The sequence below is a fragment of the Bradyrhizobium sp. USDA 4341 genome (genome assembly GCF_054063755.1).
On the sequence record NZ_JBSSGO010000002.1, the window covers coordinates 7,961,211 to 7,983,990 of the forward strand.

The following is a 22,780-nucleotide window of genomic DNA, read 5'->3' on the forward strand; positions in this document are numbered from 1 at the left end:
GCCTCGTCAGTCTGGGACAGGTCCGGGGTCGGTGCTCCCGTTGTCAACGTGACGTGCAAATCAGACTGGCAATAGAAATCCGAAGTGATTATTCGAGCCGGCCCCAAGAGGACAAAGCTCGACGTCCTGCCCCGTCGTGCCACCGAGTTTATGTACGAAACGGCCTGATCTGTGGCGCAGATAGCACATTGCCAGAGCTAGCGAGACAGTTGGATCGCTGCGTACGGTGTTCAGTGACGTAAAAAGACCGATGTACCGGTACAATCACAGACAATAGAGTGTGTTTGAGCTGTCGTTCGCGGTTATTGGTCGGATAGAGGGTCAAATGAATCATGCGGTTGGGAGCCGCTATGAATTGTCGGCAACGCCAGATGAAGAGCGTGAGTTGGTGCGCTGCAGACAGGAGATAGTACGTCTCAGGCAGATAGTCGTGCAGCTTTCTGAACTCGTCTTGCGCAATGTCACCCAAAATGCAAAGGGCCGAAAGTAGCAATCCGGCTGACGCGATCGGCCGTATACCGAATGGTCAATTCGCAGTCGACGGACGTTAGACAATAGCCATTGTGATCCGCAGCGCGGCGTCCCCGGGGGGAGGGGAGCGGCCCCGCCCTTGTTCTTCATGGGGCGGGGCCGCGTAATTTCCGGTCGAAGCGCTTCGTGGGTCGATGAACATGAGTGATACGTATCGCACGGATGTGGGTCTGCAGGCTCTCGATCCGCCAATTGATCCTGTCGATCCCTCATAGATCTGCGTTAGGCAGGTCTAACAAGCTCCATTGCCTCTAACCCGGTGGAGGCGCTGAACCCCGAGAGCGGCCGTGCATCGATCGGGTAAAGATCAACGATCAGCGTATGCATGCGGTGCTCACTTTAGGCGGATGGCGATCTACGGATACCAAGCTGCTCCACCGCGAGCTTTGATATCTCTGCTGCATCGCTAACCCCGCTTGCGCCAATCTCGATAACCTTCTTTGCGACGATTTCGGCGATAGGGTCGTCTCGATCAACCAAGCAAAGCGAAGGCAGTGTTCGTGCATAGGCCAAGCTCAGACGTTCAATTTCTTCCGGCCGTAGTTTACTGCCCTGGAGTAATCGATCGATCGGCATTGATCGCCGCTCCGGGAGACACACCAGCTTTGATGTGTCGGCCTAAGACGCGTCAAAATGGGCTCGGGTTGGTCTCGCTATAGCCGCCCTTGTCGTCCCGCCTGTAAACGACATAGTCGAGCTGCTTGATGTCACCCTTGGCGTCGCATTCCAGCTTGCCAATAACCGTGTCCCAGGAGCCCGCCTTGATCACGTCCATCACCTTCCTCGGATCCGTGTTGCCGGCTTTGATTGCGGCCTGCGTCCAGACCTGCACCGCAGCGTAGGTGTAGAGGGTGTACCCTTCAGGATCGATGTTCCTGGCTCTGAACTTACTGACGATGGCAGACGCCGCCGGCGTGGGCTTCCGACCCGGCTGCCGCTTGCGCAGCCATTCGATGTGGCTGCGGTCGTCATTAAGTCTCGATGTACTTCAACAAGGTCTCCGGCGGGTATGGCCTGCTATCATCCTGAGGCTCGCCGAGATTGGATTGCACGAGGAAGGCGTCGATGCTGACATAGCTGTCGAGTTCGGCCTGCTTGCGCTTGACCTCCTCTTCGGCGCTGCCGATGACGAAGGCGAACCTCTGGGAAGAACTTGACGTCGTCACGGCACCGAGTCGCGTGTCATCCGCGATGAGCTCGGTGGCCGTCCGTGGGTGAACTGCGCCTCGGCGTTGCCCGCAAGCCGAGACGAGACACTTAGTCGAGAAAGAGATTGATCGTCCGTTACGTACCATGTTTGTTAGAGCGCGCAGTCTACGAACCAAGATATAGATGCCGCGAATCGCGGCCGGCAGCAATGACGCTGCCGCGAAGCATTGGAGACGACAGATGAAGAACACGAATTGAGGCATGTCACCCTTCGGCAAGATCGCGCTCTTTATCGATGGCCCCAACCTCCACGCAACCGCGAAGGCGCTCGGCTTCGACATCGACTACAACCGCCTGCTCGGGGAGTTTCAGCGGCGTGGTACGCTGTTGCGGGCGTTCTATTACACGCCGATTGTCGAGGATCAGGAATATTCGGCGGTCCGGCCGCTCCTCGATTGGCTCGACTATAACGGCTACGTGGTCGTCACCAAGCCGACCAAAGAAATCTTCGAGACCTGCGGCCGCCGCAAGGTGAAGGGCAATATTGACGTCGAGCTCGCGGTCGATGCCATGCAGCTTGCTGAGCACGTCGACCAGATCATCCTGGTCTCCGGCGACGGCGACTTCCGTTGCTTGGTCGAGGCTGTGCAGCGTCGTGGCGTCCGCGTGACCGTGGTTTCCACCATTGCTATCCAGCCGGCCCTAGCCGCCGACGAACTCCGGCGGCAGGCCGACGAATTTATTGACCTAGCGCAGTTGAAGTCGAAGGTGGAGCGCGATCCGTCCCAGCGGTTAGGCTCCACGCCAAGTGCTGTGAGGTACCGCGATTCGGCCATCGCGGAATAAGATATGGCGGTGATTTCGTGCAGGTTGATGGCGGCGCCAACAATGCGCCGCTTAGGGCTCTACTCGTATCTCGTCCGCTTTTTGCTAATCTGGGTGGTCAGTGCGACGGCGGAGGGGAGCAGGGCCGATGACGGTCGATCGTCGCCGGTTGTCGCAGATGTCAGGATCGAATGCTCGCTGAAACGGAAGGCTGGCGACCTGTTGAAAACCGAAGCATTCGTCGCGCAGGAACACTATAAGGAAAACATCGCGCCGACGGCCCAAGTCAGGATCTCGTGGCTTGGCGCGACTTTTGTGCGCCGGTACGCAATCAAGGTCGAAGCCGAGGGCGAGCCATCTCTGCAACCGTACACCTTGAGAAGCGCGTCCAGTGCGGTCGACATCAGCAGAGAATTAGGCGCTCGCGATGTGACCACGCTCGCGAATGTGTGGTGCCTCTTAAGGCTGCAGGCTAATGGAGAAGGCGGGGCACTGCAGACCAATTCTATTCCCAATATATTCTTTGTTCGTGACGCTGCGGGCGACGTTGGTGTGGTTGATGTCCTATGGGGAGGCGCGGGCTGGGAAATTGGAGCTAGTCCGATCGGAAACCAACGGACATGGCCTCCTGGCACTCGCGTTTTCTCTCACGGCGCGGATTAACGAATGTAGCGTTGACTGGACTACCGGACTTGGTGCCTGGCGGCAGCCAGCAAGCTAAGTAGTTCTTCCTCATCATGCGGACAGGCAAAATTGGAGGGAAACCGAATGAGGCTAATCCCCTTAATTGCAAGTTTAGGTTTGGCCATTCTCGCAACGTCAATACAATCATCGGATGCAGCCAAAAAAGCCAAGGTTATGTGCCCCGAAGGGAAAATATCTTGCGCTGAGTGGTGCAAGAAGCACCTTGAACGTACGAACTGTATGACCGGCCATCAGAACAGTTGCGATCAAAAACCGCAGGGCGCCAACGCCTGCGTTGGCAACAATTAGCACAATCGAGAGCCGCCCAACGCGAGGACCTTTGTACGACACGATCCAATCTGAGCCCGAGATGACACACGCAGGGCGAGAATTGAAAATATTCGTTCCTTGCGTACAGTGTTTGTCGAAGCACTCTAAACGCGACGTCGTAAAACGCACTAGCCCAAATAACGGAACTCCCGTGAGTCTCTGGCATCGCGTGGCTTCCCGCTCTCAGCGGAATGGGCAGACCCCGCCTTCGTCTCCATGGGGCGGGTGCGGGGCCACCAATTTCTAGTCGGAGTCCTTGAGGGTGATGTGAGCCAGCGGCACATGCGCGTGAAGCAGTTAGGATGCCCAAATCGGATCGTTGCACTTGACCACCCCGCAGAAGCAACGACGTGGCACTGGCTCCCTAGCCCGTCTTATTCATCAGCGGATTGTTGAGAGGCTGGCGAGCGTGGCGTAAGCCGCTGAGGTGGCGTAGGAGTTGGTTGCTGACACCCACCGTCCGCGCATCCGGGCCGCCACACTCGCCATGACCGGCGATACGAGTCTGCCGTTGTCATTTCCAGCCGTTTCCCGCAAGAAGATCACAGCCTCGCTCGACGGCGGCAAGCTGACGTCGGATGGCGGCGTCATGCTTCTGGCCATGGCGGACCGGCGGCCTCGGCTTGGCCGCGAAGTTGTCCTGCGGTTTCCCCGAGCGACGCGATCCGGGACGCATCGTGCACAGCCTTGCGGATATGATCCGCGCCCGCATCTTCGCCATCGCGTGTGGCTACGAGGATGGCAATGATCTCGATCGGTTACGCGGCGATCCGGCGTTCAAGCTGGCTAGCGGCCGACTGCCGGACACTGGCCGGGATCTGTGTTCGCAGCCGATCCTATCGCGCCTGGAGAATGCACCACACCTGCGCGAGGTGACCGGCTGAGCTCTGTGCTGGTTGACCTATGGATGGACAGCTACGCGCGAGCGCCAAGCGCAATCACGCTCGACATCGACGACACGGTCGACGTGGTGCATGGCCGTCAGCAATTCTCGCTGTTCAACGCCCATTATGACGTGCTTCCTGCCGATCCACGTCTACGACACCGAGCACAGCCGGCCTGTTGCGGTCATCCTGCGCCCCGGCAAGACGCCGAGCGGCCGCGAGGTGCGGGCACACCTGCGCCGCCTGGTTCGGCGCATTCGCCGGCGCCGGCCCGATACGCGTATCACCTTCCGCGGCGACAGCCATTACGCCGGCCTCGAGGCGATGACTTTCTGCGAGCAAGACGGCGTCGATTACATCTTCGCGCTAGCCGGCACGAAGCCGCTAGAAAGCTCGACGAGGTCTGTGATGCAGTTCAAACCGAACGTGCGATCGAGAACAAGATCGTGGTCCGCGGCTACACCGAGACCCGCCACGCGGCCGGCTCCTGGCATCGTGAGCGCCGCGTCCGCCCGCGTCGAGGCAACCCAACAAGGGCTCGACGTCCGCTACGTCGTCACCAGCCTGGATATCGGCTCGGCTGAGTGGATCTATGACAGCCCCTATTGCGCTCGCGGACAGGCCGAGAACCTGATCAAGCTGCACAAGACCCAGCTCGCCTCCGATCGCACCAGTTAACGCTCGACGCTCGCCAACCAGGTCCGCCTCGTCTTCCACACCGCCGCCTATTGGCTCATTCTCGCCGTGCGCGATGCCATCCCAAAGCCGCGCGATCTGGCAACGGCCGAGTTCAACACGATCAGGCTCAGGCTTCTCAAGATCGCAGCCCGCGTCATCGAGACCGCCACCCGCGTCCGTCTCACCTTCGCTGCGGCGTGCCCCGACGCCGACCTGTTCCGCGGCTTGGCAAACGCTCTGGTCCCGCAAGCACCCTGACGCGCGGGGCATCAGCCCCGGTCACCCCGCTGCCGTCCTCCAACGCGTTCACGAAGTCGGGTCGAAAAGCGGCGAAAAAGCCGAAGCGTTCCCGCGCGCCTTCACCCCGACCGCAACTCTTCCAGCTGCCCCGCCCGGCAATCATGAACAAGACGGGCTAGCGTGCCCGGGCGTGTCGTCCTTCCAGCGTACCGAGCCGAATGGCCTCTCCAGCATGCGCCGAACACGTACCGGCGCGGGACCGATGTGGAAGTGAATGGCCCGCCGTTCCAGGGCACGTTCCGACTGGGTCGGGCGGTTGCGCCAGCGCAAATAATCGAACCACGTCGGAAAGTGATAACGCTCGGTCCAGAGCTCGGGATCGGCGATGTCGCGCGCAATCGACCAGCCATAGGCGCCGTTGCGCTGGCGGGACAATTGCACATCTTGCATGACGTTGTGAAACGCGCGGGCATTCTCTTGTGCAATTCGGTATTCGATCTCGACGACGAGCGGCCCGCTGCGTCCGGTCAAGGCGAGCCGTATTTCGGGATCGGCGAGCAGCTCGGGCTCTTCGCCGCGCGCGCCCACACGGGGCATGGGTAGCCACCGGCCGATGAGTGGTGAGGCGAGCATCAGGGCGGCCGACACCAGCAGCGCGGTTTCAACGCCGGCCGCGTCGGTCAGATGGCCCCAACCCCAGCTGCCGACGGCGATCCCACCTGAGCTCGCCGCTTGATAGGCTGCAAGCGAGCGTCCGGTCACCCAGCGCGGCGCCGACAGCTGCACCCCGATGTTGAACACCGCCCATGTCATCATCCACACGGCTCCAGCCAGGACCAGTGCCGCCGCGGTCAACACCGGTTGGCGGCTGAGCGCGACCGCGGCCATCGCCGCGCCCATGGACAACGCGCAGGCACGAATCGCAGCCTCGCCGCTCATTCGTTTGCGGATCTCGGCGATGTTCAGCGCGCCGACCACGGCACCCAGGCCGAAGGCGCCGAGCATGATGCCGTAGGTCTGGGCGTCGCCATGCAACACATCCCGCACCACCAGAGGCATCAGCGCAGTAATCGCGCCGCCTCCGACGCCGGTTACAAGGGTGCGAAGCAATACGACTTTGATCGATGGCGAATTGCTGATGTAGCGCACGCCAGACACCATTGCGCGGCTCAATTTTTCAGGCGGCAGGCGTGAGGGGGCGCTGACGCGCTTCCAAAGGAACAACGCGGCTATCAGCGGCAGATAGAGCAACGTGTTGAGCGCGAATGCGGCCACTGCACCGGCGCTAGCTACCACCACGCCGCCGATCGCCGGGCCGACGCTCCGTGCGATATTGTAGCTGATGCCATTCAGCGCAACGGCCGCAGGCAGCTGCGCTTCCAACGGCACTTGTTCGCTTACGGACGATTGCCACGCCGGTCCCATAAGTGCCATGCCGCTGCCGACCACGAAGCAGAGTACGAGCAAGACGTTCGGTGTGGCCCAGCCAAGCCAGGCGGCCACCGTCAGGCCGGTTGCGCCGGCGAGCGCGATGCCAAGCGAAACCAGCGCCACGATGCGGCGATCGTACATATCGGCGATCGCGCCGGCTGGCATCGAAATCAGCATCACTGGCAGCAATAGCGCGGTCTGCACCAACGCGACTTTGTCAGCCGAGGACGTCATCTGCGTCATCGCCCAGGCTGCACCGACACCTTGAATCAAGCTGCCGATATTGGACAGGAGGCTCGCAAGCCAGATACGGCGAAACGTCGTGTGCCGCAGAGGCGCCGTGATGCCGTCGGCGCTACGCGACTGGACTGTGGTTGGGTCGGTCATGTCAGATCGTGATGACCTACCATGATTTGATTCTGATGCGGATCACAAGGATGTTCCTGGCGCGATATCGCTCGCATGGCGGTGTTCGGCTCGCTTTCCGATCTCTCAATTTCAGTAAGAACGCTTTGCTGGCTTACGGGGCGCTGTCGATCGGATGAGTGAGGTCCGCTTCGTGCCTATTCGCTCCAGTGCGTCGCTTGCATGGCCACATTGACAGACGATACATGGCTTGCGCGCAAACTTTGTACGTAACGGACAAATGGGCGAAGTCCACGAGTGCGGAATCATTCGTCGCGAGATACGGTGAAGCGCTCCTTCACTGCTGGGGAGCCGAAAGTCCATATCACGGACTATCGATAGTGCACATAGCGATGCGGCGTTTGGCAGACTTTCTTTCGGTCGGCAAATTGTTGCCCGTCGTTGTAGGGCGCCCGGTCTGCCCCCGTCCCGCGCGGCGGATGCTGCGGCCAAGGATTTCCATCGAGAAGCAATGTGGGGCAACAGACGGGCCATCCGGGCCCGGGCCAACAATTGTTATTTCACAGGAGTGGGTCTGTCGCAGACCGGATGAAATATTACAAAGCGACAATACCGAATCCACCACCTGATCCAGCATCTAACCGCGAACCAGGGAAGCGAACGTGACGGCATACCATGGGCCAGTCTTTGACATGGCCGTAAGGCAATTCGAGGTCATCGCAGACTATCTATCCATACCGCAAGACGCGAGAGCCAGGATTCTGATGCCGAAGCGCGCGGTCACGGTGTCTTGTCCGATTCATCGCGATGACGGCACACCGCCGTGTTCGAAGGCTATCGCGTGCAGCATCACCTGACGCTTGGCCCCACGAAGGGGGGCACACGGTTCGCAGCAAGCGTTGATCTCGGCGAAGTCGCGGCGCTGGCCGTCTCGATGAGCTGGAAGTGCGCATTGGTCGGACTGCCGTATGGCGGCGCGAAGGGAGGAATCGACGTCGATCCGGCGAGCTTGTCTAGGCGCGAACTCGAGGTGCTTTCTCGTCGATATATGCAGGAGATGATCCCGTTCGTCGGGCCCCACACAGACGTGATGGCGCCCGATATGGGAACCAACGAGCAGATCATGGCCTGGTTCATGGATACGTACTCCATGTATCAGGGACGAACGGTTACGGAAATCGTGACGGGAAAGCCTATCAGCGCCGGCGGAACCCTGGGGCATCGGGAAGCCACAGGCAGAGGTGTTGCTCATCTGGCCCGTCGTGCTGCAGATGAGCGCAACATCCGTCTCGATGGCGCAACTGCGATTGTACAGGGATTCGGAAACGTCGGCTCGATCGCTGCACTCGAGCTGCATAATATGGGAGTTAAAGTGATCGCGGTAAGTGATCACACCCGGCGCGCTCTACCGGCCCTGGGGTCTCGATATTCCCGAGCTGGTCAGGCATCCGCCTGGCACGGCAGCTTGATCGGTTATTCCAGTGAGCTCGCTTTCGATTCGATGGAGATGCTCGCATTGCATTGCGACATACTTGTTCCGGCCGCGGTTGAACGGATGATCAACGACATTGGCAGGCAACCTGCGTTGCCGAATACTAGCTGAAGGAGCCAATGGTCCGACCACGCCAGAAGCCGATCGAGTTCTCGAAAAACGCCAGAGAGAGTTGTTTGTGATCCCGGACATTCTGTGCAACGCAGGAGGTGTGGTGGTTAGTTATTTCGAATGGGTGCAGGACCTTCAGCAATTGTTCTGGGAGGAGGAAGAGGTCATGCGTCGGGAGTATCAGATATTGGACCGGGCGTTTGATCGGGTGTTGTCGCGAAGCAAGCGGGACGGGGTTTCCAATCGCACTACTGCTATGGCCATTGGTGTGGAGCGGGTACGCGGTGCAAAGGAGACACGCGGACTGTTCCCGTAGCCTGTTGACGTGTCTTCGATTTGGTATCTACTCGCTCGCATGGGCGTTCTGATCCACTTTGATCTGTATAGCACTGGCCAAGTGCAGAGGCGGCTAGATTTGGCACGATCGCGCGGGATCGATGCTGTGCGTTCCCGCATCATGACGCGGGTCCGACGATCCGTTGATGCGGGCCGTGCGGATTCCCGTGAATACGACTTCATGGAAAGCCCGGCGGTGCTGGACTTCCGAGCAAGAGGCGGCCGGCGCTCTGAAGCGTGCCTTCGTTTAAAGCGGCGTGCTGGGCAACCACGAAACTGTCGCACATTGCGCGCGCCAGGTTGCTCGTCGTATAGAGCGATCCGGTTCCGGCGAGACCGCTCGCGATCTTGCAGACCTCAGCGCTCTGTCGGGCGGCGTTGGTCGCGGCGAGCCGCATCAGCGTCGTCGTGTTCGCTCGGACCGCTCCCTTCAACGCTTCCTTCCATAGCTCCTCGGTTGCATCATAGAAGAAAGAGCGGGCGGAGCGCAGCATGGCTTCGGCTCTGGCCACCTCCAGTTGGATGTAGCCGCGCTCCGCCATCACGGGCGCTCCAGTAATCGAGGCGCGGCTTCGGGCCATGGCGACTACCTCGTCTAGCGCGGAGCGCGCAATACCGATGCCGACAATCGCATGCGCCTGCGCAGCGAAAGCCACCGGCGGATAACGGTAGATCGGCCCGTCGAGTGTCGGCGGACCGCCGCGGATGAGGGTCCACTTCTCCGGCACAATGACATCGTCGACAACGACGTCATGGCTGCCGGTGCCTTGCAGGCCGATGACGTCCCAATTGGGACGGATTTTCACCTTCTCGGCCGGCATCACGGCTACACGTGCAAGACCACCTGTTGGATCATCCTCCACAGTGATCCCAACGCCTATCAGCTCCGCTCCGCGGTGAGCCGCTGGCGAATGGCCACACGCCGTTCACGACAAACCCGTCGGCGCTTCGCTTGGCGGTCTGGAGCGGGAAAACCGCACCTGCGTACACCACGTCAGGTCCATTTGCGTATACTTCGCAAAGCGTGTCGCCTGGAAGAGCGGAGAGATAGCAAGCTCCTTCACCGAAGCTGGCGACCCAACCTGCCGATCCGTCCGCTTCGGAAATGCGCTCGATCAGGCGACAAAAATCGGCCGGCGTTCGCTCCTCACCGCCGAAGCGCTTGGCGGCCATAGCCCTGTAGACGCCAGCGCGCTTGAAAGCGTCGATGATGTCGTCTGGAAGCTTCTGCGCGCGGGCGAACTCGTTCCGACGCGCGCGGATATCGGCCAGCAGCGGCGACAGATTATCCCTCGTCGCTGCCGAAACATCGGTTTCTGGCGCGATCATCTCTGGCGGCGTGTTCATTTTTGTCCTCGGTGTCTTGAGACGATCAGGGGCGCACCAGCGTGATTGATGCGGATTGCGCACGCATGGCGGGGGCCGGATTGATTCCAGCCGGAGAAGATCGTCGATTGCGTTGATATCGATCGTGATCGAATTGCAGGCAGTCTCCTCTCCAAGCTACATCCCGAACGGATTGGGTCTAAGGCGGTCTTGAGGGCCGGGAAAGCCGGCCAAGATGTGGCCTCGGCATTGTCATTGAAGCCGAAGCGGCAAATCAAACCATATGCGGCGGCGAGATCCATCCAACTCAGCTACACTATGACTGCGAGCGTTGACGTCAGCGCATATCTTGTCATGTCTTCTCGACTGGCGATTTTTCACACTTGGCGGCGGGCCACTCCAGCCCATGTCGTCAATTCCTGACTTGGCGCGCTCGAACCCGCGGATCCCTTACCACTTCCCCAGCAATCGACGTGCCATCAAACATGGTCCGCCGGCTGTGTTTGCACGGGGCGAGATCGCATGGCACGAACTGCGTCAGTAGAATGCGTGCGCGCTCTGTGTCTGGTTCCAGTCACTGTGTCATCAAGCGGACACGGCGCGAGGCGAACGAACTGAAATAGACCTCAGCCGCGGACCAGCCGGCCTCTGTTGCTTGCCTGCACCGGGCTCACGTGCGAGATCCAGCTTGTCTAGCGGATCGGTCGAAACGCTGGGCGCAGGTGCAGAATTGCAATCCACGCTGCGGCTTGTACGAAGGCCGTTGAGCGTAAGGATAAGCGGAACGGAAATCGCCACCGCGATCTGAGATAACCGCACGTGACCTAGCGAAAAGTGCTGAGAGTGAACATAATTGCTGGGTCAGAATTCCAAGCGGGGGGAGCCGCCAGACATGACATTGTCATGAGACCATCTGCTTTGCTGCGGTTTTGGCCGGCCAGAGCTGGGGCGCCTCCGCTTGATCCTTGAACCGATGACATGAAGTGGATGAAACAGGAGCGCCGCGGTGCATGAGTTCGACATAAAGCTCGTTCCGGGTTATTGGAAGGCAGCCCTTGGCTGCCAACCCTCCAGCTTTCCTTGCAGACGGACAGTCGATGCCCTGCGCTGCCCCGCGCATCCATTTTGGAGGTTGGAGCAGGAATGTCCCGAGTCGAAAAGCTTGCCCTCTATCGACGGTCCAAACCTCCACGCTACCTCCAAGGCGCTTGGCTTCGAGATCGACTACAAGCGCCTGCTCGAGGGGTATCGGAGGCGGGGCCCGCTGCTGCGGGCGTTCTATTACACGACGATTGCTGAGGATCAGGAGTATTCATCGATCCGGCCGCTCATCGATTGGCTGGACTATAACGGCTACACTGTCGAGCGGCCGGCGTAAGGTGAAGGGCAACATGAACATCGAGCTTGTAGTCGATGCCATGGAACTCGCGGAGCATATCGATCAGATGGTCCTATTCTCTGGTGACGGCGACTTCCGCTCGTTGGTTGAAGCGGTGCAGCGCCGCGGCGTCAGTGTCATCGTCATCTCCACCATTGCGATCCAGCCGGCGATGATCGCAGACGAGCTGCGGCGGCAAGCGGACGACTTTATTGAACTAGCGCAGCTGAAGCCGAAGCTGGGGCGCGATCCGACCGAACGGCTCGGGCCCGCGACCGGTGTTGGCAAGCGAGAACCGGTCAGCGCGGAATAGCGCATGCGGTGATGCGGTGCAGGTTGATGACAAGTGGCCGTGATACCCGCGGCGCGCCCGCTCGATCCAACAGCACGACCATCTCACGATGACTTCCTCCTGTCGGTGCTGGTCGCGCCTGTTCATGCTGTTGTGCACGTTGATGCACGGCCATCAGCGCCGCTTGTTGCTGCCGTAACGCGCTGTTCTCGGCAGGGCGAGTTGCCGCGTCCTCAGATGGAGCTACCGATAGCTTCGGCCGCGTCCTGGAATGGCCGACCCGCTGCACTGGACCAGTGCTCGGATTGCCGTAGTTCGCTCCCAAGGCGCATCAGGCTGCACTGCAGCCAGAGTTTTTCCTGCTTCTCGTGCCTGCTACGCCGAAACAGTGCTTCGGTATATGCGCGCATGCGGAATCGGTAAAGCAGTCGGTAGAAATGACTGACCATGTTCCTGTTCCTGGTTGATTTTCGCCAACGAGCCGTATTTGATCGCATCATTATCTTCGCTAAGCGCGATGTTTAAATGCAAGTTGTCCCCACGTGTCGCTTGAAATCGGCCTTTGAGTGCCTGTTTTTGATGGAGCTCATCCCCAGGGAGTGGTGGTTCACGACGTAAAGCCGCAAGAAGAAATTTCGATCTACGCCATGGTGTTGGCAGATATCTGGCGCATCTTAAGACGGCAGGCCAACGGTGAAAGCGGCGCATTGCAGACCAACTCTGCTCCCAACATATTCTTTGTCCGTGATGCTATGGGCGTCCTCGGAGTGGTTGATGTCCTTTGGGGAGGTGCGGGTTGGGAAATTGGAGCAAGTCCGATCGGAGAACAACGGGCGTGGCCGGTTGGCGCGCGCGTGTTCTTTATCTAACCCGAATGCCGAGGATCGCAGATATTTGGCGGGCTACGACGCCAGTGGAGCCACGAAGGTCGCGACTGATGGCGGCTTGAACCGCGATGGGCAGCCTTCGTCCTTCAGAAGTCCGTCCACTGTTTCGCGATACGAGATCAAGAAGACGCTCGCGGATAATCACACGGGATATCACCACTGTCGGCAGACGCTGGTGGCGGCGAAATCGTCGGGCTCCCCTATGTGGAGGAGTCGTCCATCGACGCTGTGCAAGCCATAGAGCGCGGCGAGTTCCGGTTAAGTGCGGTGCAGAACATTGGCGCGAAACGAAATCATCAAGCAAGTTTATCGAACTTGAGACAGCCGTCCGCTGCCAGATCGCATCGATCCGCTGATCTGGCGTGACTCGATCCAGTTCAAACGCGTATGCTCGGGTTCATCTCCAACTGGGAGGGCGGTGGCGAAAGCAAGCTCCGCCAGAGGTCAGGCGTTTGAGCCGGTGAGACAATAGGGGTAAGCATCATGATGGCGACGACAGCCCGTTCGATCGCACGCAAGGCAGACCACGGTATGAAACGTACGTTCAGCCAGGCGATATTCTCTTGCTGCTCTGGTCTATCGAGAAACGTAAGATGCGGTCGATCCGCCAGACTGACAATGCAGCGACAGGCTCGACCCGTTCCAATTCTCGGACGTGCATTGAACGACTAGTCACCGAACGATTATTGGTCTCGTGTGCGCTCCGATGATGATCTCCGTTCCAATGAGAGAGCCGCTCCCTTGGATTCCGCAGGCTGTTGGTATCGACTGTCGGGTTAACGCCCGCACGTGGGCGCGGCACGCCGGCTAAGCTGAATCATTCCTCCAATCGCGGCAAAGCGCAAATCTGTGGATACATCGTAGTCGGCCGCAAAGCGCAGCTCCCGAAGTGGCCGTACCAGCCTGATTGCCTCCTGGTACAGGCCATGCGCCTTGTAAGCTGCGAGCTCCGTCTCGTTGTCAAACTCGGCATAGACCACGACATCGATATCGTTATCGAAGCGGTCGGTCTTGCGATTGCGCGCGATCTCGAGCCGGCGCGCATGTGGGATTGTGGTAAGAACCGCCAGGCCTTCGATGATCTCATCGATGTGAGTCGCATCTATGGCTGAGAACAAGACGATGTGACGAATCATGGATGACCCGAAGCTTGTGTTGCAAATCGGTCAAATAACTATCGTGAGATTGGCCGCGCCGCAACGCCGGCGCGGGTGCCGCGAGGCGCGCAAAGGAAGTCGTCACTTGATGCGCCGAAATTGGGAGTGATGTCGCGATCGTTGGGGGGGGCGGAGCGTGCGCTTATGATGCAATTAGATCACGCTCGCTGAGCGCGCGCGAGTTTGTCCGTTCTGTACAGACTTTGCGCGCGCATGAGGAGGCCCAATCTGCCAAATAGCTACGCGAGGGCAGAATGTCCGTATGCACTCTCTCAGCGGCCCTTCGGGGAGGACCTTTAGGTGCGGACAAACCGAGGGCGCAGATGTCCCCGCGTGACTTTGGCATCCAAGTGAGCAGCGTCGGCATCACCGGCAAGAGCGGGCATGTTGAGAATCGGGTCGCCATGCTTGTCCTGCTTGCTCATTCACGTTGTGGAACAAAGTCAAGGGCGTGCGATTGGGGCGCCGCTGAGCGATCCTGGTGCACTTGGTCGCGACGGTCAGAATCGTGATTGAGCCAAGCATGAGGCTTGTTTTCTCTGGACGGCAGTCCGTGACAGACGGGCTGGAGCCGCAGTGCTTCTTCGGCCTGCGCGCCTCGATCTGCTTGCGAATCCACTTGCGTGTCGATGACAAAAGCCGAGATCTGTGCCACGAAGAACCGATTGATCGCGCCCTGCTGCGGGGCGGCAGGAAATTGATCAATGAACACGCCGCTTAATGGCTATGTCGCGGCCCTGGAAGCCTTGAAAGAAGACGATCGGCTGCGCGGCCTGAAGCCGCGCGCAGGAACTGATTTTGCTTCGAACGATTATCTGGCGCTGGCGAGCGCGCCACGTATGAAGAAGGCTCTGCTCACGGCGCTCGATGCCGGCACGCCGATCGGTGCTGGTGGGTCACGGCTCCTGCGCGGCAATTGTGAGGAGCACGAAGCTCTTGAAGCGGAGGCGGCGCGGTTCTTCCACGCGGAGACAGCGCTGTTCTTCGGCGGCGGTTACATCGCAAACTTCGCTCTTTTGACAACACTGCCGCAGCGGGGCGATCTGCTTATTCTCGATTCGCTCGTGCACGCCAGTATTCATGAAGGCGTACGAGCGGGCCGAGCCGAGTTCCGGATAAGCGCTCATAATGACCTGCAGTCGGTCGACGATACGATTGGCGACTGGCGCGCCAAGGGCGGAAGGGGACGCGTCTGGATCGTGGTGGAGAGCCTCTACAGTATGGACGGCGACTTCGCGCCCCTCAAGGATCTGGTCGCAATCGCCGAGCGCTACGACGCGTTCTTGGTCGTGGACGAGGCTCATGCCACAGGTGTTTACGGCGACCAGGGACGGGGGCTTACCGCGCCCTATGAGGGTCGCGAAAATATCCTGGTGGTCCACACCTGCGGGAAGGCGTTGGGGACGGAGGGCGCGCTTGTTACCGCTTCCGGCGTATTGCGCGACTTCATGGTCAATCGGTGCCGTCCATTCATTTTCGCGACCGCGCCATCGCCCCTGATGGCTGTCGCTGCTCGGGAAGCGCTCTTGATCCTACAGGAGGAGCCTGATCGGCAGCAACGCCTGACCGATCTTGTCGATTTTGCGCATCGGCAGTTCGCCATGTGCGGCCGCCCGATCCGTTCGAACTCACAGATCGTTCCTTACATCGTGGGTGACAACGCCCGCGCGATGCGGCTCGCCGCTGCACTGCAGGCGCGCGGCTTTGATATCCGCGGCATACGGCCACCAACAGTGCCTGTGGGAACGGCAAGGTTGCGGATCTCGCTGACGCTTAATGTCGGGCAAGATGATGTATCCGATATGATTGATGCGTTGGTCGAAGAGACTTGGGGTGAGGTACGGTGAGGTCGCAAAATCATGACGTGAGGCCGATATCCGGGTCGGAAAACGATATTCCGAGGGGTGCGCTGGCGCGTGCAAATCGTCTCCTCTCCGATCAGTGATCACGATGTCCTTACACATTAGCGCCGCTTTGTGCGTGCACGTGAGCTCAACACAAATTCGACGAAGCTGCGTTTCCAACACTGGCGGCCTCTTCGTTGACTGATACATGAGAAACCGACACATGCCGGCGCGAGTGGCACTTTTCCTATCATCGGTGGGCTGGACAGCCATCGTCGTGGCAATTCTCCTGTATGTAATCTTCAGCCCTGCTTGATCGCCAAGGCCGGACGATCAGCCTCGTATAGCTTTCTGAACTGAGCGTCCAACAGCATGCCGACGGATCACCGGATCGACCCATGTCGCAGTGGAACTCCCGTCCACGGGAGGGATTGCAGGAAGGTTTAGGATGGCGCCCCGACCCTTTCTCGAGGTCGGCCTGAGGTCGATGATTGTAGGTCGTTCGCTTGGACTTATCGACCTAAGCTCGAGCCTGGACGCGAGACGTCACCTTTCCTGTGATCCACGACCGCCGCGTGTGCCGGTGCGTTCAATCTCCCCGAAACTCGTCAGCTTCTCGAAAGCCAAGCCTCTTAGCATAGACCGTCGCTCTCGATGTCGAGCCGCCTAGACCGAACCGGTGGCAGTACCGGCGGGGCGGATCTGCAAGAGATTGCAACAAGGAGACCTGTATTGATTTCAATGAGATCAACGGCGGCGGATCCCCGGGGTCTCCAGGAGAGTAGGCCTGGACACAAGAGGATCATGATCTGTTGAGTCGGATCGTCAATGAACCCGAGCGATCGTCGTCCGCCGTGCCGGAGGAGACGGCATACGATGTCTCATTCGCCGTTCCCCACAAGTTTTCCCACGGCACCCAATCCCCCCGGGGCAATGGTCGAGAGACTGAACCACTTGGGTCTCCTGCCTGACGCCGACCAGCCGAGTATGACCTAGGAGAGCGGCGTGCGTTTCATTCATAACCCTTCGGAGGACCAAAATATTGGAGCCGGGCCGGCGAGGTTACCAGATTTCGGAGCATTTATCTTCGAGACGTCGCGTAGAGGTTTCGCGCTTCCGGAGCAGTGGGCTCCCCCAGCCCTAATCGAGAAGCTGCAGGAAACGGGCTTCATGCCTAGTCCAAACAACATAACAACCATTGCCCTCACTGGCCCAGCTTACAATGCAGAATTAATGGAGCGAGGGTTCGTTAGGCTCAGGCGGGTTGGGTGAGAGACGCCGGGATAGAACCAGCGGAGCCGGCCGCTACAGTCTTGCGGTCATTCGGTTCCAACTATATCGACTGTTCATAGCTCAGCAATGGACTGTCGCGTGCCGCCAGCGGGTGGACAGCATCGGCCCCTGGCGGATCGCGGCTTCAGAGAGCTGCCGAAGCGTCGGCGTGGACCAGTTCCGTGAAATCGCCGTCGGCATCGTCTTCGAACGCACCATAAGGCCACAAGCATTTACGCGAAGGATAGCCTCTCCACGGGCGGCGATGGCAGCGGTTGAATCTGAGTGGCCGTCGCAACGCTGTTCCAGACAGCGATAATGATCAACATCGGCCGCGATATCGAGATTCCTGGTGCTGGCCCGCGCGTTGCCAACATACGTACGAAGAATGTGACCAATATCAGGAGACCACGCAAAACATTATCCCGAAGCTATGACAATCGTGAAGCGGATCACGTCCGGTGTACTTGATGCAGCCCGATGGGCTTGCGAATGTTGTGTCAGTCGATTGAGGGGGCAGGGCAGACCGGCTGGGCGATCGCGCGAAGGGACCAGCGTCAGCCCAATACGTCGACCCTGCCCGTTTCGAGACGATATAGACCGCCGACGATCTTTAGTGTTTTCTGCTCAACAGCCGGGTTCAGGATCGGGCTGGCGGATTTGAGCTTATTGACGTTATCGATCACATTCTGCCGGATCACATCGGCAGAGCTGTCACCTGGTTTGTGGCGCGACCCTCTTACGGCAGGCGCGAGCGCGCTGACGATGGAGCGAATATGTCCCGGCGCCGGCTTGCCTTCGTCAAGCGAGTTGATCGTGGCGTCTATCGCGCCGCAGCGATCGTGACCGAGTACCAGGATCAACGGCGTGTTCAGTACGGCAACCGCATACTCCAGGCTAGCTAGCGTGTCATCGTTGACGAAGTTACCGGCGAGGCGGCATACGAATAAATCACCAAGTCCGCTGTCGAAGGCAAGCTCGGGCGCTACTCGCGAATCGGCGCAGCTCAGAACCGCCGCATATGGATTCTGGCCATCGACTAAAAGTCGGCGCTCCCGTTCCAGATCGCGCATTCGCGACACGCTCTGCACATAACGATCGTTACCCTCCATCAGCCGCTTCAGCGCAGCATCGGGCGAGAGTTGGTTATCCGGCTTCGGCGGCGTTGTTGCTTGCTTCGCGTCGACAATGTTGCCGGCAAACGGCACGACAAATGCCGAAATAGCGAACAGCAACAGCGAGCGGCGCGAAGGCGCGACCTCGGTCGGATAGGGAGTGCCCTGTGAGTGGTTTGCATGCATGGGGAGGACCTCTATCGCGCGGATCTATGCCACCCGATGGCTTCGGCCTCGTTTTCGCTGCAGAACCAGCGTTCAGCCGGTTTCTTCGTCATGTCGATTTGTCCGTAGCTGAGTTGCCCAGGAGAGTGATACGTGCGCTCGCCGTTACGGTCGACGGTGCCCTTTATCAGGCAGTCGGGCGAGGGTGGGTCAGATAGCAGAGCGGATCCGAGCAGGAGTTCCTGGGCCTCGTTCGGCACCGAGCTCACGCCGACAATGATCGTGCTCTTGTTGCGGCGGCGCCAGTCCCAGGGGGCGATGAATGCCCCCGACCACAGGCCGGCAAAGGCATTGCTCGCCGCCACCTCATTGATGACGTAAACATGGGCGGATGGCTTGGATGACAGTGCCCAACCGGAGCTTATCATCCAGGCGTTCACGTCCTGGCCATCGATGAAGCAACTGCCGAGAGACCTGCCGTACTTGTCTACTCCTGCGGTCTGACAATCCCATATTCGTCCTTTCGAGTAGTCGATAAGGGCGTCGCGAGCCGCTACCCCGCAGGCCCATTTCCGGCCATGAGCATCCAGGCAAATCTGATCAGTCTCGGGGGCCTCGATACCCGAGAGCCGAATTCGCGTTTGCTCGATCTCTATTGTATTGGCATCGAGGATTTGGGGAGCACCGCTCAGTTTCGCCGCGCAAACAGGAGACGCGATGATAGCGAGCAATGCTGCCATCATTACGCGGTACTTCATCCTAATATCCTTTCGCTCTTGGTTCATCGACTCACAAAATCGCAGCGATCCGGTGTCGTCACAGCCGACTGCTTGACTGCACAGATACGTCATCTGGTCTGCATCGTTGGACGATGCTTTTGTGGAAGCTTGCATATATTTCAGCCTACGACCTGACGTTGGGTGAGATTCAAGAGATTTCTTTGGGAGCATTTTTCGATGTGCTTCTGGCATCTCCAGCTCACTTCCCTTCTCCCGGACGTGTCTCCCGCTCTGGACCTGAGGAAGAGATCCCGCATATTTCAGCCCTCGACTCGCGACCAGGAATACGGCGCTTGGCACGCCATACCTCTAAAGGCTCGGAAGAAGCGGGGCGGGTGGTCGCCTTCGCCGCCGAGCGGAAGAGGCGGCGTTGCTAAGCCTCTTTTGATTGCTATCGTTCGACAGGACTGTGCGCGGTTCATCATGGTGAGAAAAGCGGAAGTCTGGACAAGGCACGATAAGAGTGACTGCTCAAAAGAGATCGGCCTCCCCGCTTGGTCCTACGGTACAAGGCCACCATGCTTCACTCACACGGTGGCCCGTATCCGCGACCTTATCCGCCCCGAAACGCTGCGCGCGAAATGACTTCCACAACGCCTAGCTGGCCTTCGATGAATGAAGAAAGCACAAAGCTCGGCAGAATCGCGACCGTGCGGAATGACAGCCGGCTTTGCGGGCTTGCGGTGCTGAGGCGTCCCCGCATTGTTGCGAGTGGCGATCTTCATGCCATTTCAGAGCGATGAATCAATCCACAGCAAGTGTCGGCACTCAGGGCATTGCGGCAGTTAGCTCTGGCAGGGCTTAGGCGACTCACGCTAGTCATCATGTTCAACCGCCTCGCTGACAATGGGACTGAAATGGTGATAGCCACTCCTGAATTGCTGGTCTCTTCTTACGCGCTTGAAGTGGACGGCCGACTCAAAGCCGAATTCGCAACCAGGGACGGCGCCCGGGCTGGTGGAGCAGAACTAAAGAAGCGTTTTCCCACGCTTCAAATCAAGATCTATGACACGCAGACGAATGCCCGCGAGGAAGTTTAGATTAGGCTCAATTCGATCTTCGATCCTCGCAGCAAGGCTGCGGAACTCCTCGCCGGGGGCACTCGGGAAGGGGTCCCGCCGCCATCGAGGATGCCGGCGTCGCTATCACTGCCCCGTTCCCCGGGGGTCCTCTTAAACCGGTCTCGTCGCTGCACTCGGTCCCCCGGGTTCTTGTTGGTCGCGCGATGCGCTGCGCGCTCGCCGGATCGGGCCTGGCCTCAGCATCTCCTCGCCTGATCCGTGAAGGATAACACGCGGCGCGCTGGCGAGAGCGCGGATGTATCTTTTTGCACCAGTTCCGCCGCGACTACTGTTGGGGCAAGAGGCATCCTGATGCCTGGCTGTCCCCATTGCGGCTTGCGGGCCGGAGAGAGCCCGCCTCCTATTGGCATAACTGGGACGCGTAAATTTTCCGGCGGATGGATCTTGCTGTGCGGCCGAGGCCTCAGCGCTCAAGAGTAGCGCTACCATCCTGATCAGTTGTCGAGGCCCTTCGCACCCCTTCCAAGCGTCCCGTTCATTTTGATCTAGGTGACCGTTCATTTTGATCTATGTGATGGAACCAGGACCCCGGAGGAAGAGTCGCAATCCTCTTGGCAAGGAAAGATTGCGGCTCCCAATCGTGTCCCTCGCGCTTGTCGAAGGTGATGACCCCATTTTGGGTGAAGTGGCGGGGGCCTGGTATGTTGCAGTTCACCAACAGCAGAACGCGCCACCGGTCCGCTTTCTCGGTCGGCTTGTCATTCGCCGCCTCAACGTAATCCACGACTACAGGTTCGACGATGTGACAGCGGCCGCGTCGGAGCAGATCGCCGAGCTTGCCTTGCGCGGTCGTGACAAAGTTGAAATTGACCGGATCATGCAGAAAACGAAGGTTTGCGTCTTTTTCGCCGTCGGTGACTTCACTGGCGATGAGTGAAAGCGCCAGGGCGCGCCAGCCGAATTCGATAGGCTTTGCATAGGGAGACGCAACTTCAATCTTTCCGTCGGTCCCGACCTTCCATGTAATAACGTAATGTTCGTCTGATCCGTTATCCTGATGCCTGGTCCAGCAAAGGTAAACATACTCAGTGTGGTCGATGCCTTCGGCGATTCCCCAGTTTCGAGGGACGAATTGCGCCACTTTCGAAACTTTGGAGACAATCTGCTCGATTGTCTCACCGTCTCGCGCTCGCCAGGTTGACTTGACTCGTTCGACGAGCGCGCTTTCGCCGGCTCGCGCAGTGTTGCCCGTCGCAACCAGCCCAGCAAGGAAAACTAGCGATTGACAGAGACAAAGCACGCCTCTTGCAGACATTCTCTTCATAACGGCCGGACCATCGGTTTTTCATCCTCACGTCAAAGCGGCAGCCCTCGATGCTATCCTCGATTGGAAGAAGTTAGCGGCAACGTGACGCGGGCACCTGCCGATGTCCCGCGCGAGCAGGCGCTGTCTGTCCCCTCGAGCCACGCGCCGCTAACTTCAGTGGGCCAGCTACAACCCCAATTTGCCGTGCTGGACCTGCCCAGGGGGAGAAGTCTGGGCACCCTTGAGCTTGCATCCTTCGTGCCAGGAAATGGCCGGCAAATCGCGCCAGATTCGTGCAGTGTTTGTCGGCTTTCCGACCGACGCTCGTTTCTATGTTTCCATTCAGCCGATCGGCTCGGGCTTGTTCAGCTTTTGTCGTGCCGATCTTCGAGGCCCAAGCGAAGGCCGCTGCCGATTTACGGATGAGAAATCGGGAAGCGCTTTGGAGAGCTGTTGAACCGTCTGGTCCGGTGTTGTCACCCGAACGCCTGCGATCGCTATCGGCCGTAATTGATGATAAGCAGAAATCGCTCGTCACCGCCGGGCGTGTGGAATCGTCGGAAGCGCGTTCTCAGGCAGGCGGATGATATGGTGCGCAGGTTTCTACCTACGCGCACGATGTTGCAGTCTGCTCAATCCAGCTGCCTCGGCTCCGCATTCATGGTTGGATGAGCCGTTTCCAGTCGCGACAGCCGGCAAGCGAGAAACGATCAAGTCACGCTAGCTTCCTCTCGAGTTACTCAACATTCTCGAGAGCATCTGTCTGACGGATTGATTCATGAACGCTCTTACCAGGCCACCCGAACGGGCCGACCGCAAAGGCGGTGACAGCAAGGACGCCGACGGTGCTCCGAACAGCCATTGTCATTGCGGGCATCCCGGTGTTCGTAGAGGTGAATCGATATGCATGCCCGAGTATTATCGGCATCAGAGACCGCAAATCGCCTACCAGGATTGGTTGGTTCGCAGATAAATATGCGCGCCCGGTATGCCCGATGGAGTTTTCGCAGGTGTTTTGTCCCTGGCGCGGTTCTTGACTGCCGAGAGACCGAAATGCCACTCGAAGCGCCGTGACTTGCGCCTTCGACAATTCTTTCGCCACATACATTGGAGAGTGCTTCTATTGGAGAGTGCTTCTATTGGAGAGGCTTCCAACCGTGGTCAACTTTCGACGTTAAAT

General features: G+C 59.1%; 18 protein-coding genes and 3 pseudogenes. 11 read left to right on the plus strand and 10 right to left on the minus strand.

The genetic code is table 11. From position 1 onward, the window contains the following. Positions 1-870 precede the first annotated feature (870 nt). The 3 genes and pseudogenes from ACVIGB_RS43405 to ACVIGB_RS43415 form a co-directional block, all read right to left on the minus strand. On the minus strand, positions 871-1,107 hold the full coding sequence (locus ACVIGB_RS43405; protein ID WP_456724707.1) for a hypothetical protein: 237 nt from the start codon (positions 1,105-1,107) through the stop codon (positions 871-873). Positions 1,108-1,159: 52 nt separating this feature from the next. Next, positions 1,160-1,456: pseudogene (locus ACVIGB_RS43410) on the minus strand (branched-chain amino acid ABC transporter substrate-binding protein); the annotation flags it as partial. 46 nt (positions 1,457-1,502) lie between these two features. Then, the gene (locus ACVIGB_RS43415) at positions 1,503-1,697 is read right to left on the minus strand and encodes a hypothetical protein (protein ID WP_456724706.1); all 195 of its coding nucleotides are present in this window, start codon (positions 1,695-1,697) and stop codon (positions 1,503-1,505) included. 244 nt (positions 1,698-1,941) lie between these two features. Between ACVIGB_RS43415 and ACVIGB_RS43420 the strand changes: the two genes are divergently transcribed. The 4 genes and pseudogenes from ACVIGB_RS43420 (at position 1,942) to ACVIGB_RS43435 (ending at position 5,339) form a co-directional block, all read left to right on the plus strand. Continuing rightward, positions 1,942-2,526, plus strand: coding sequence for a LabA-like NYN domain-containing protein (locus ACVIGB_RS43420; protein WP_456724705.1), 585 nt, complete (start codon positions 1,942-1,944; stop codon positions 2,524-2,526). A 3-nt stretch (positions 2,527-2,529) separates the two neighbouring features. Then, the gene (locus tag ACVIGB_RS43425; RefSeq protein ID WP_456724704.1) at positions 2,530-3,168 is read left to right on the plus strand and encodes a hypothetical protein; all 639 of its coding nucleotides are present in this window, start codon (positions 2,530-2,532) and stop codon (positions 3,166-3,168) included. Positions 3,169-4,142: 974 nt separating this feature from the next. Next, on the plus strand, positions 4,143-4,403 hold the full coding sequence (locus ACVIGB_RS43430; protein ID WP_456724703.1) for a transposase: 261 nt from the start codon (positions 4,143-4,145) through the stop codon (positions 4,401-4,403). 23 nt (positions 4,404-4,426) lie between these two features. Then, positions 4,427-5,339 (plus strand): annotated as a pseudogene (locus tag ACVIGB_RS43435) (IS1380 family transposase). Between the two features lie 141 nt (positions 5,340-5,480). On the opposite strand, the gene ACVIGB_RS43440 reads toward ACVIGB_RS43435, so the two are convergent. After that, on the minus strand, positions 5,481-7,139 hold the full coding sequence (locus ACVIGB_RS43440; protein ID WP_456724702.1) for an MFS transporter: 1,659 nt from the start codon (positions 7,137-7,139) through the stop codon (positions 5,481-5,483). Positions 7,140-7,941: 802 nt separating this feature from the next. Between ACVIGB_RS43440 and ACVIGB_RS43445 the strand changes: the two genes are divergently transcribed. Together ACVIGB_RS43445 and ACVIGB_RS43450 are read left to right on the plus strand one after the other, a co-directional pair. Continuing rightward, the gene (locus ACVIGB_RS43445) at positions 7,942-8,721 is read left to right on the plus strand and encodes a Glu/Leu/Phe/Val family dehydrogenase (protein ID WP_456724701.1); all 780 of its coding nucleotides are present in this window, start codon (positions 7,942-7,944) and stop codon (positions 8,719-8,721) included. Next, positions 8,687-9,037, plus strand: coding sequence for a hypothetical protein (locus ACVIGB_RS43450; protein WP_456724700.1), 351 nt, complete (start codon positions 8,687-8,689; stop codon positions 9,035-9,037). Before ACVIGB_RS43445 ends, ACVIGB_RS43450 begins: the two co-directional genes overlap by 35 nt. Positions 9,038-9,236: 199 nt before the next feature. Here the strand turns inward: ACVIGB_RS43450 and ACVIGB_RS43455 are convergent, their stop codons facing one another. Then, a complete protein-coding gene (locus ACVIGB_RS43455; RefSeq protein WP_456749316.1) occupies positions 9,237-9,878 on the minus strand; it encodes an acyl-CoA dehydrogenase family protein in 642 nt (213 codons plus the stop codon). Between the two features lie 31 nt (positions 9,879-9,909). After that, a complete protein-coding gene (locus ACVIGB_RS43460; protein ID WP_456749317.1) occupies positions 9,910-10,404 on the minus strand; it encodes a hypothetical protein in 495 nt (164 codons plus the stop codon). A gap of 1,122 nt (positions 10,405-11,526) precedes the next feature. Here ACVIGB_RS43460 and ACVIGB_RS43465 point away from each other — a divergent pair. Continuing rightward, positions 11,527-12,074 (plus strand): annotated as a pseudogene (locus ACVIGB_RS43465) (NYN domain-containing protein). A 578-nt stretch (positions 12,075-12,652) separates the two neighbouring features. After that, complete coding sequence (locus ACVIGB_RS43470) at positions 12,653-12,922, plus strand: hypothetical protein (protein ID WP_456724698.1); 270 nt, start codon at positions 12,653-12,655, stop codon at positions 12,920-12,922. A gap of 794 nt (positions 12,923-13,716) precedes the next feature. Here ACVIGB_RS43470 and ACVIGB_RS43475 read toward each other — a convergent pair. Beyond that, entirely contained in the window at positions 13,717-14,076 is a 360-nt protein-coding gene (locus tag ACVIGB_RS43475; RefSeq protein WP_456724697.1) for a Dabb family protein, read from the minus strand. Positions 14,077-14,650: 574 nt separating this feature from the next. Between ACVIGB_RS43475 and ACVIGB_RS43480 the strand changes: the two genes are divergently transcribed. Together ACVIGB_RS43480 and ACVIGB_RS43485 are read left to right on the plus strand one after the other, a co-directional pair. Continuing rightward, positions 14,651-14,818: a hypothetical protein gene (locus ACVIGB_RS43480; RefSeq protein ID WP_456724696.1), complete on the plus strand. Its 168-nt coding sequence runs from the start codon at positions 14,651-14,653 to the stop codon at positions 14,816-14,818. After that, positions 14,802-15,944, plus strand: coding sequence for an 8-amino-7-oxononanoate synthase (locus ACVIGB_RS43485; RefSeq protein ID WP_456724695.1), 1,143 nt, complete (start codon positions 14,802-14,804; stop codon positions 15,942-15,944). Before ACVIGB_RS43480 ends, ACVIGB_RS43485 begins: the two co-directional genes overlap by 17 nt. A 1,826-nt stretch (positions 15,945-17,770) precedes the next feature. Here the strand turns inward: ACVIGB_RS43485 and ACVIGB_RS43490 are convergent. Then, the gene (locus tag ACVIGB_RS43490; protein WP_456724694.1) at positions 17,771-18,514 is read right to left on the minus strand and encodes a carbonic anhydrase; all 744 of its coding nucleotides are present in this window, start codon (positions 18,512-18,514) and stop codon (positions 17,771-17,773) included. An 11-nt stretch (positions 18,515-18,525) separates the two neighbouring features. Beyond that, complete coding sequence (locus ACVIGB_RS43495) at positions 18,526-19,251, minus strand: thermonuclease family protein (protein ID WP_456724693.1); 726 nt, start codon at positions 19,249-19,251, stop codon at positions 18,526-18,528. 845 nt (positions 19,252-20,096) lie between these two features. Between ACVIGB_RS43495 and ACVIGB_RS43500 the strand changes: the two genes are divergently transcribed. Next, entirely contained in the window at positions 20,097-20,312 is a 216-nt protein-coding gene (locus ACVIGB_RS43500) for a hypothetical protein (RefSeq protein WP_456724692.1), read from the plus strand. A 517-nt stretch (positions 20,313-20,829) separates the two neighbouring features. On the opposite strand, the gene ACVIGB_RS43505 is transcribed toward ACVIGB_RS43500, so the two are convergent. Next, positions 20,830-21,435, minus strand: coding sequence for a nodulate formation efficiency C protein (locus ACVIGB_RS43505; protein ID WP_456724691.1), 606 nt, complete (start codon positions 21,433-21,435; stop codon positions 20,830-20,832). Between the last annotated feature and the right edge of the window lie 1,345 nt (positions 21,436-22,780).

Bases quoted from the DNA above. Each gene is read 5' to 3' on its own strand.
- ACVIGB_RS43405 (WP_456724707.1), bottom strand. From the start codon at position 1,107: ATGCCGATCGATCGATTACTCCAGGGCAGTAAACTACGGCCGGAAGAA.
- ACVIGB_RS43420 (WP_456724705.1), top strand. From the start codon at position 1,942: ATGTCACCCTTCGGCAAGATCGCGCTCTTTATCGATGGCCCCAACCTC.
- ACVIGB_RS43425 (WP_456724704.1), top strand. From the start codon at position 2,530: ATGGCGGTGATTTCGTGCAGGTTGATGGCGGCGCCAACAATGCGCCGC.
- ACVIGB_RS43440 (WP_456724702.1), bottom strand. From the start codon at position 7,139: ATGACCGACCCAACCACAGTCCAGTCGCGTAGCGCCGACGGCATCACG.
- ACVIGB_RS43455 (WP_456749316.1), bottom strand. From the start codon at position 9,878: ATGCCGGCCGAGAAGGTGAAAATCCGTCCCAATTGGGACGTCATCGGC.
- ACVIGB_RS43460 (WP_456749317.1), bottom strand. From the start codon at position 10,404: ATGAACACGCCGCCAGAGATGATCGCGCCAGAAACCGATGTTTCGGCA.
- ACVIGB_RS43475 (WP_456724697.1), bottom strand. From the start codon at position 14,076: ATGATTCGTCACATCGTCTTGTTCTCAGCCATAGATGCGACTCACATC.
- ACVIGB_RS43485 (WP_456724695.1), top strand. From the start codon at position 14,802: ATGAACACGCCGCTTAATGGCTATGTCGCGGCCCTGGAAGCCTTGAAA.
- ACVIGB_RS43490 (WP_456724694.1), bottom strand. From the start codon at position 18,514: ATGCATGCAAACCACTCACAGGGCACTCCCTATCCGACCGAGGTCGCG.
- ACVIGB_RS43495 (WP_456724693.1), bottom strand. From the start codon at position 19,251: ATGAAGTACCGCGTAATGATGGCAGCATTGCTCGCTATCATCGCGTCT.
- ACVIGB_RS43500 (WP_456724692.1), top strand. From the start codon at position 20,097: ATGTTCAACCGCCTCGCTGACAATGGGACTGAAATGGTGATAGCCACT.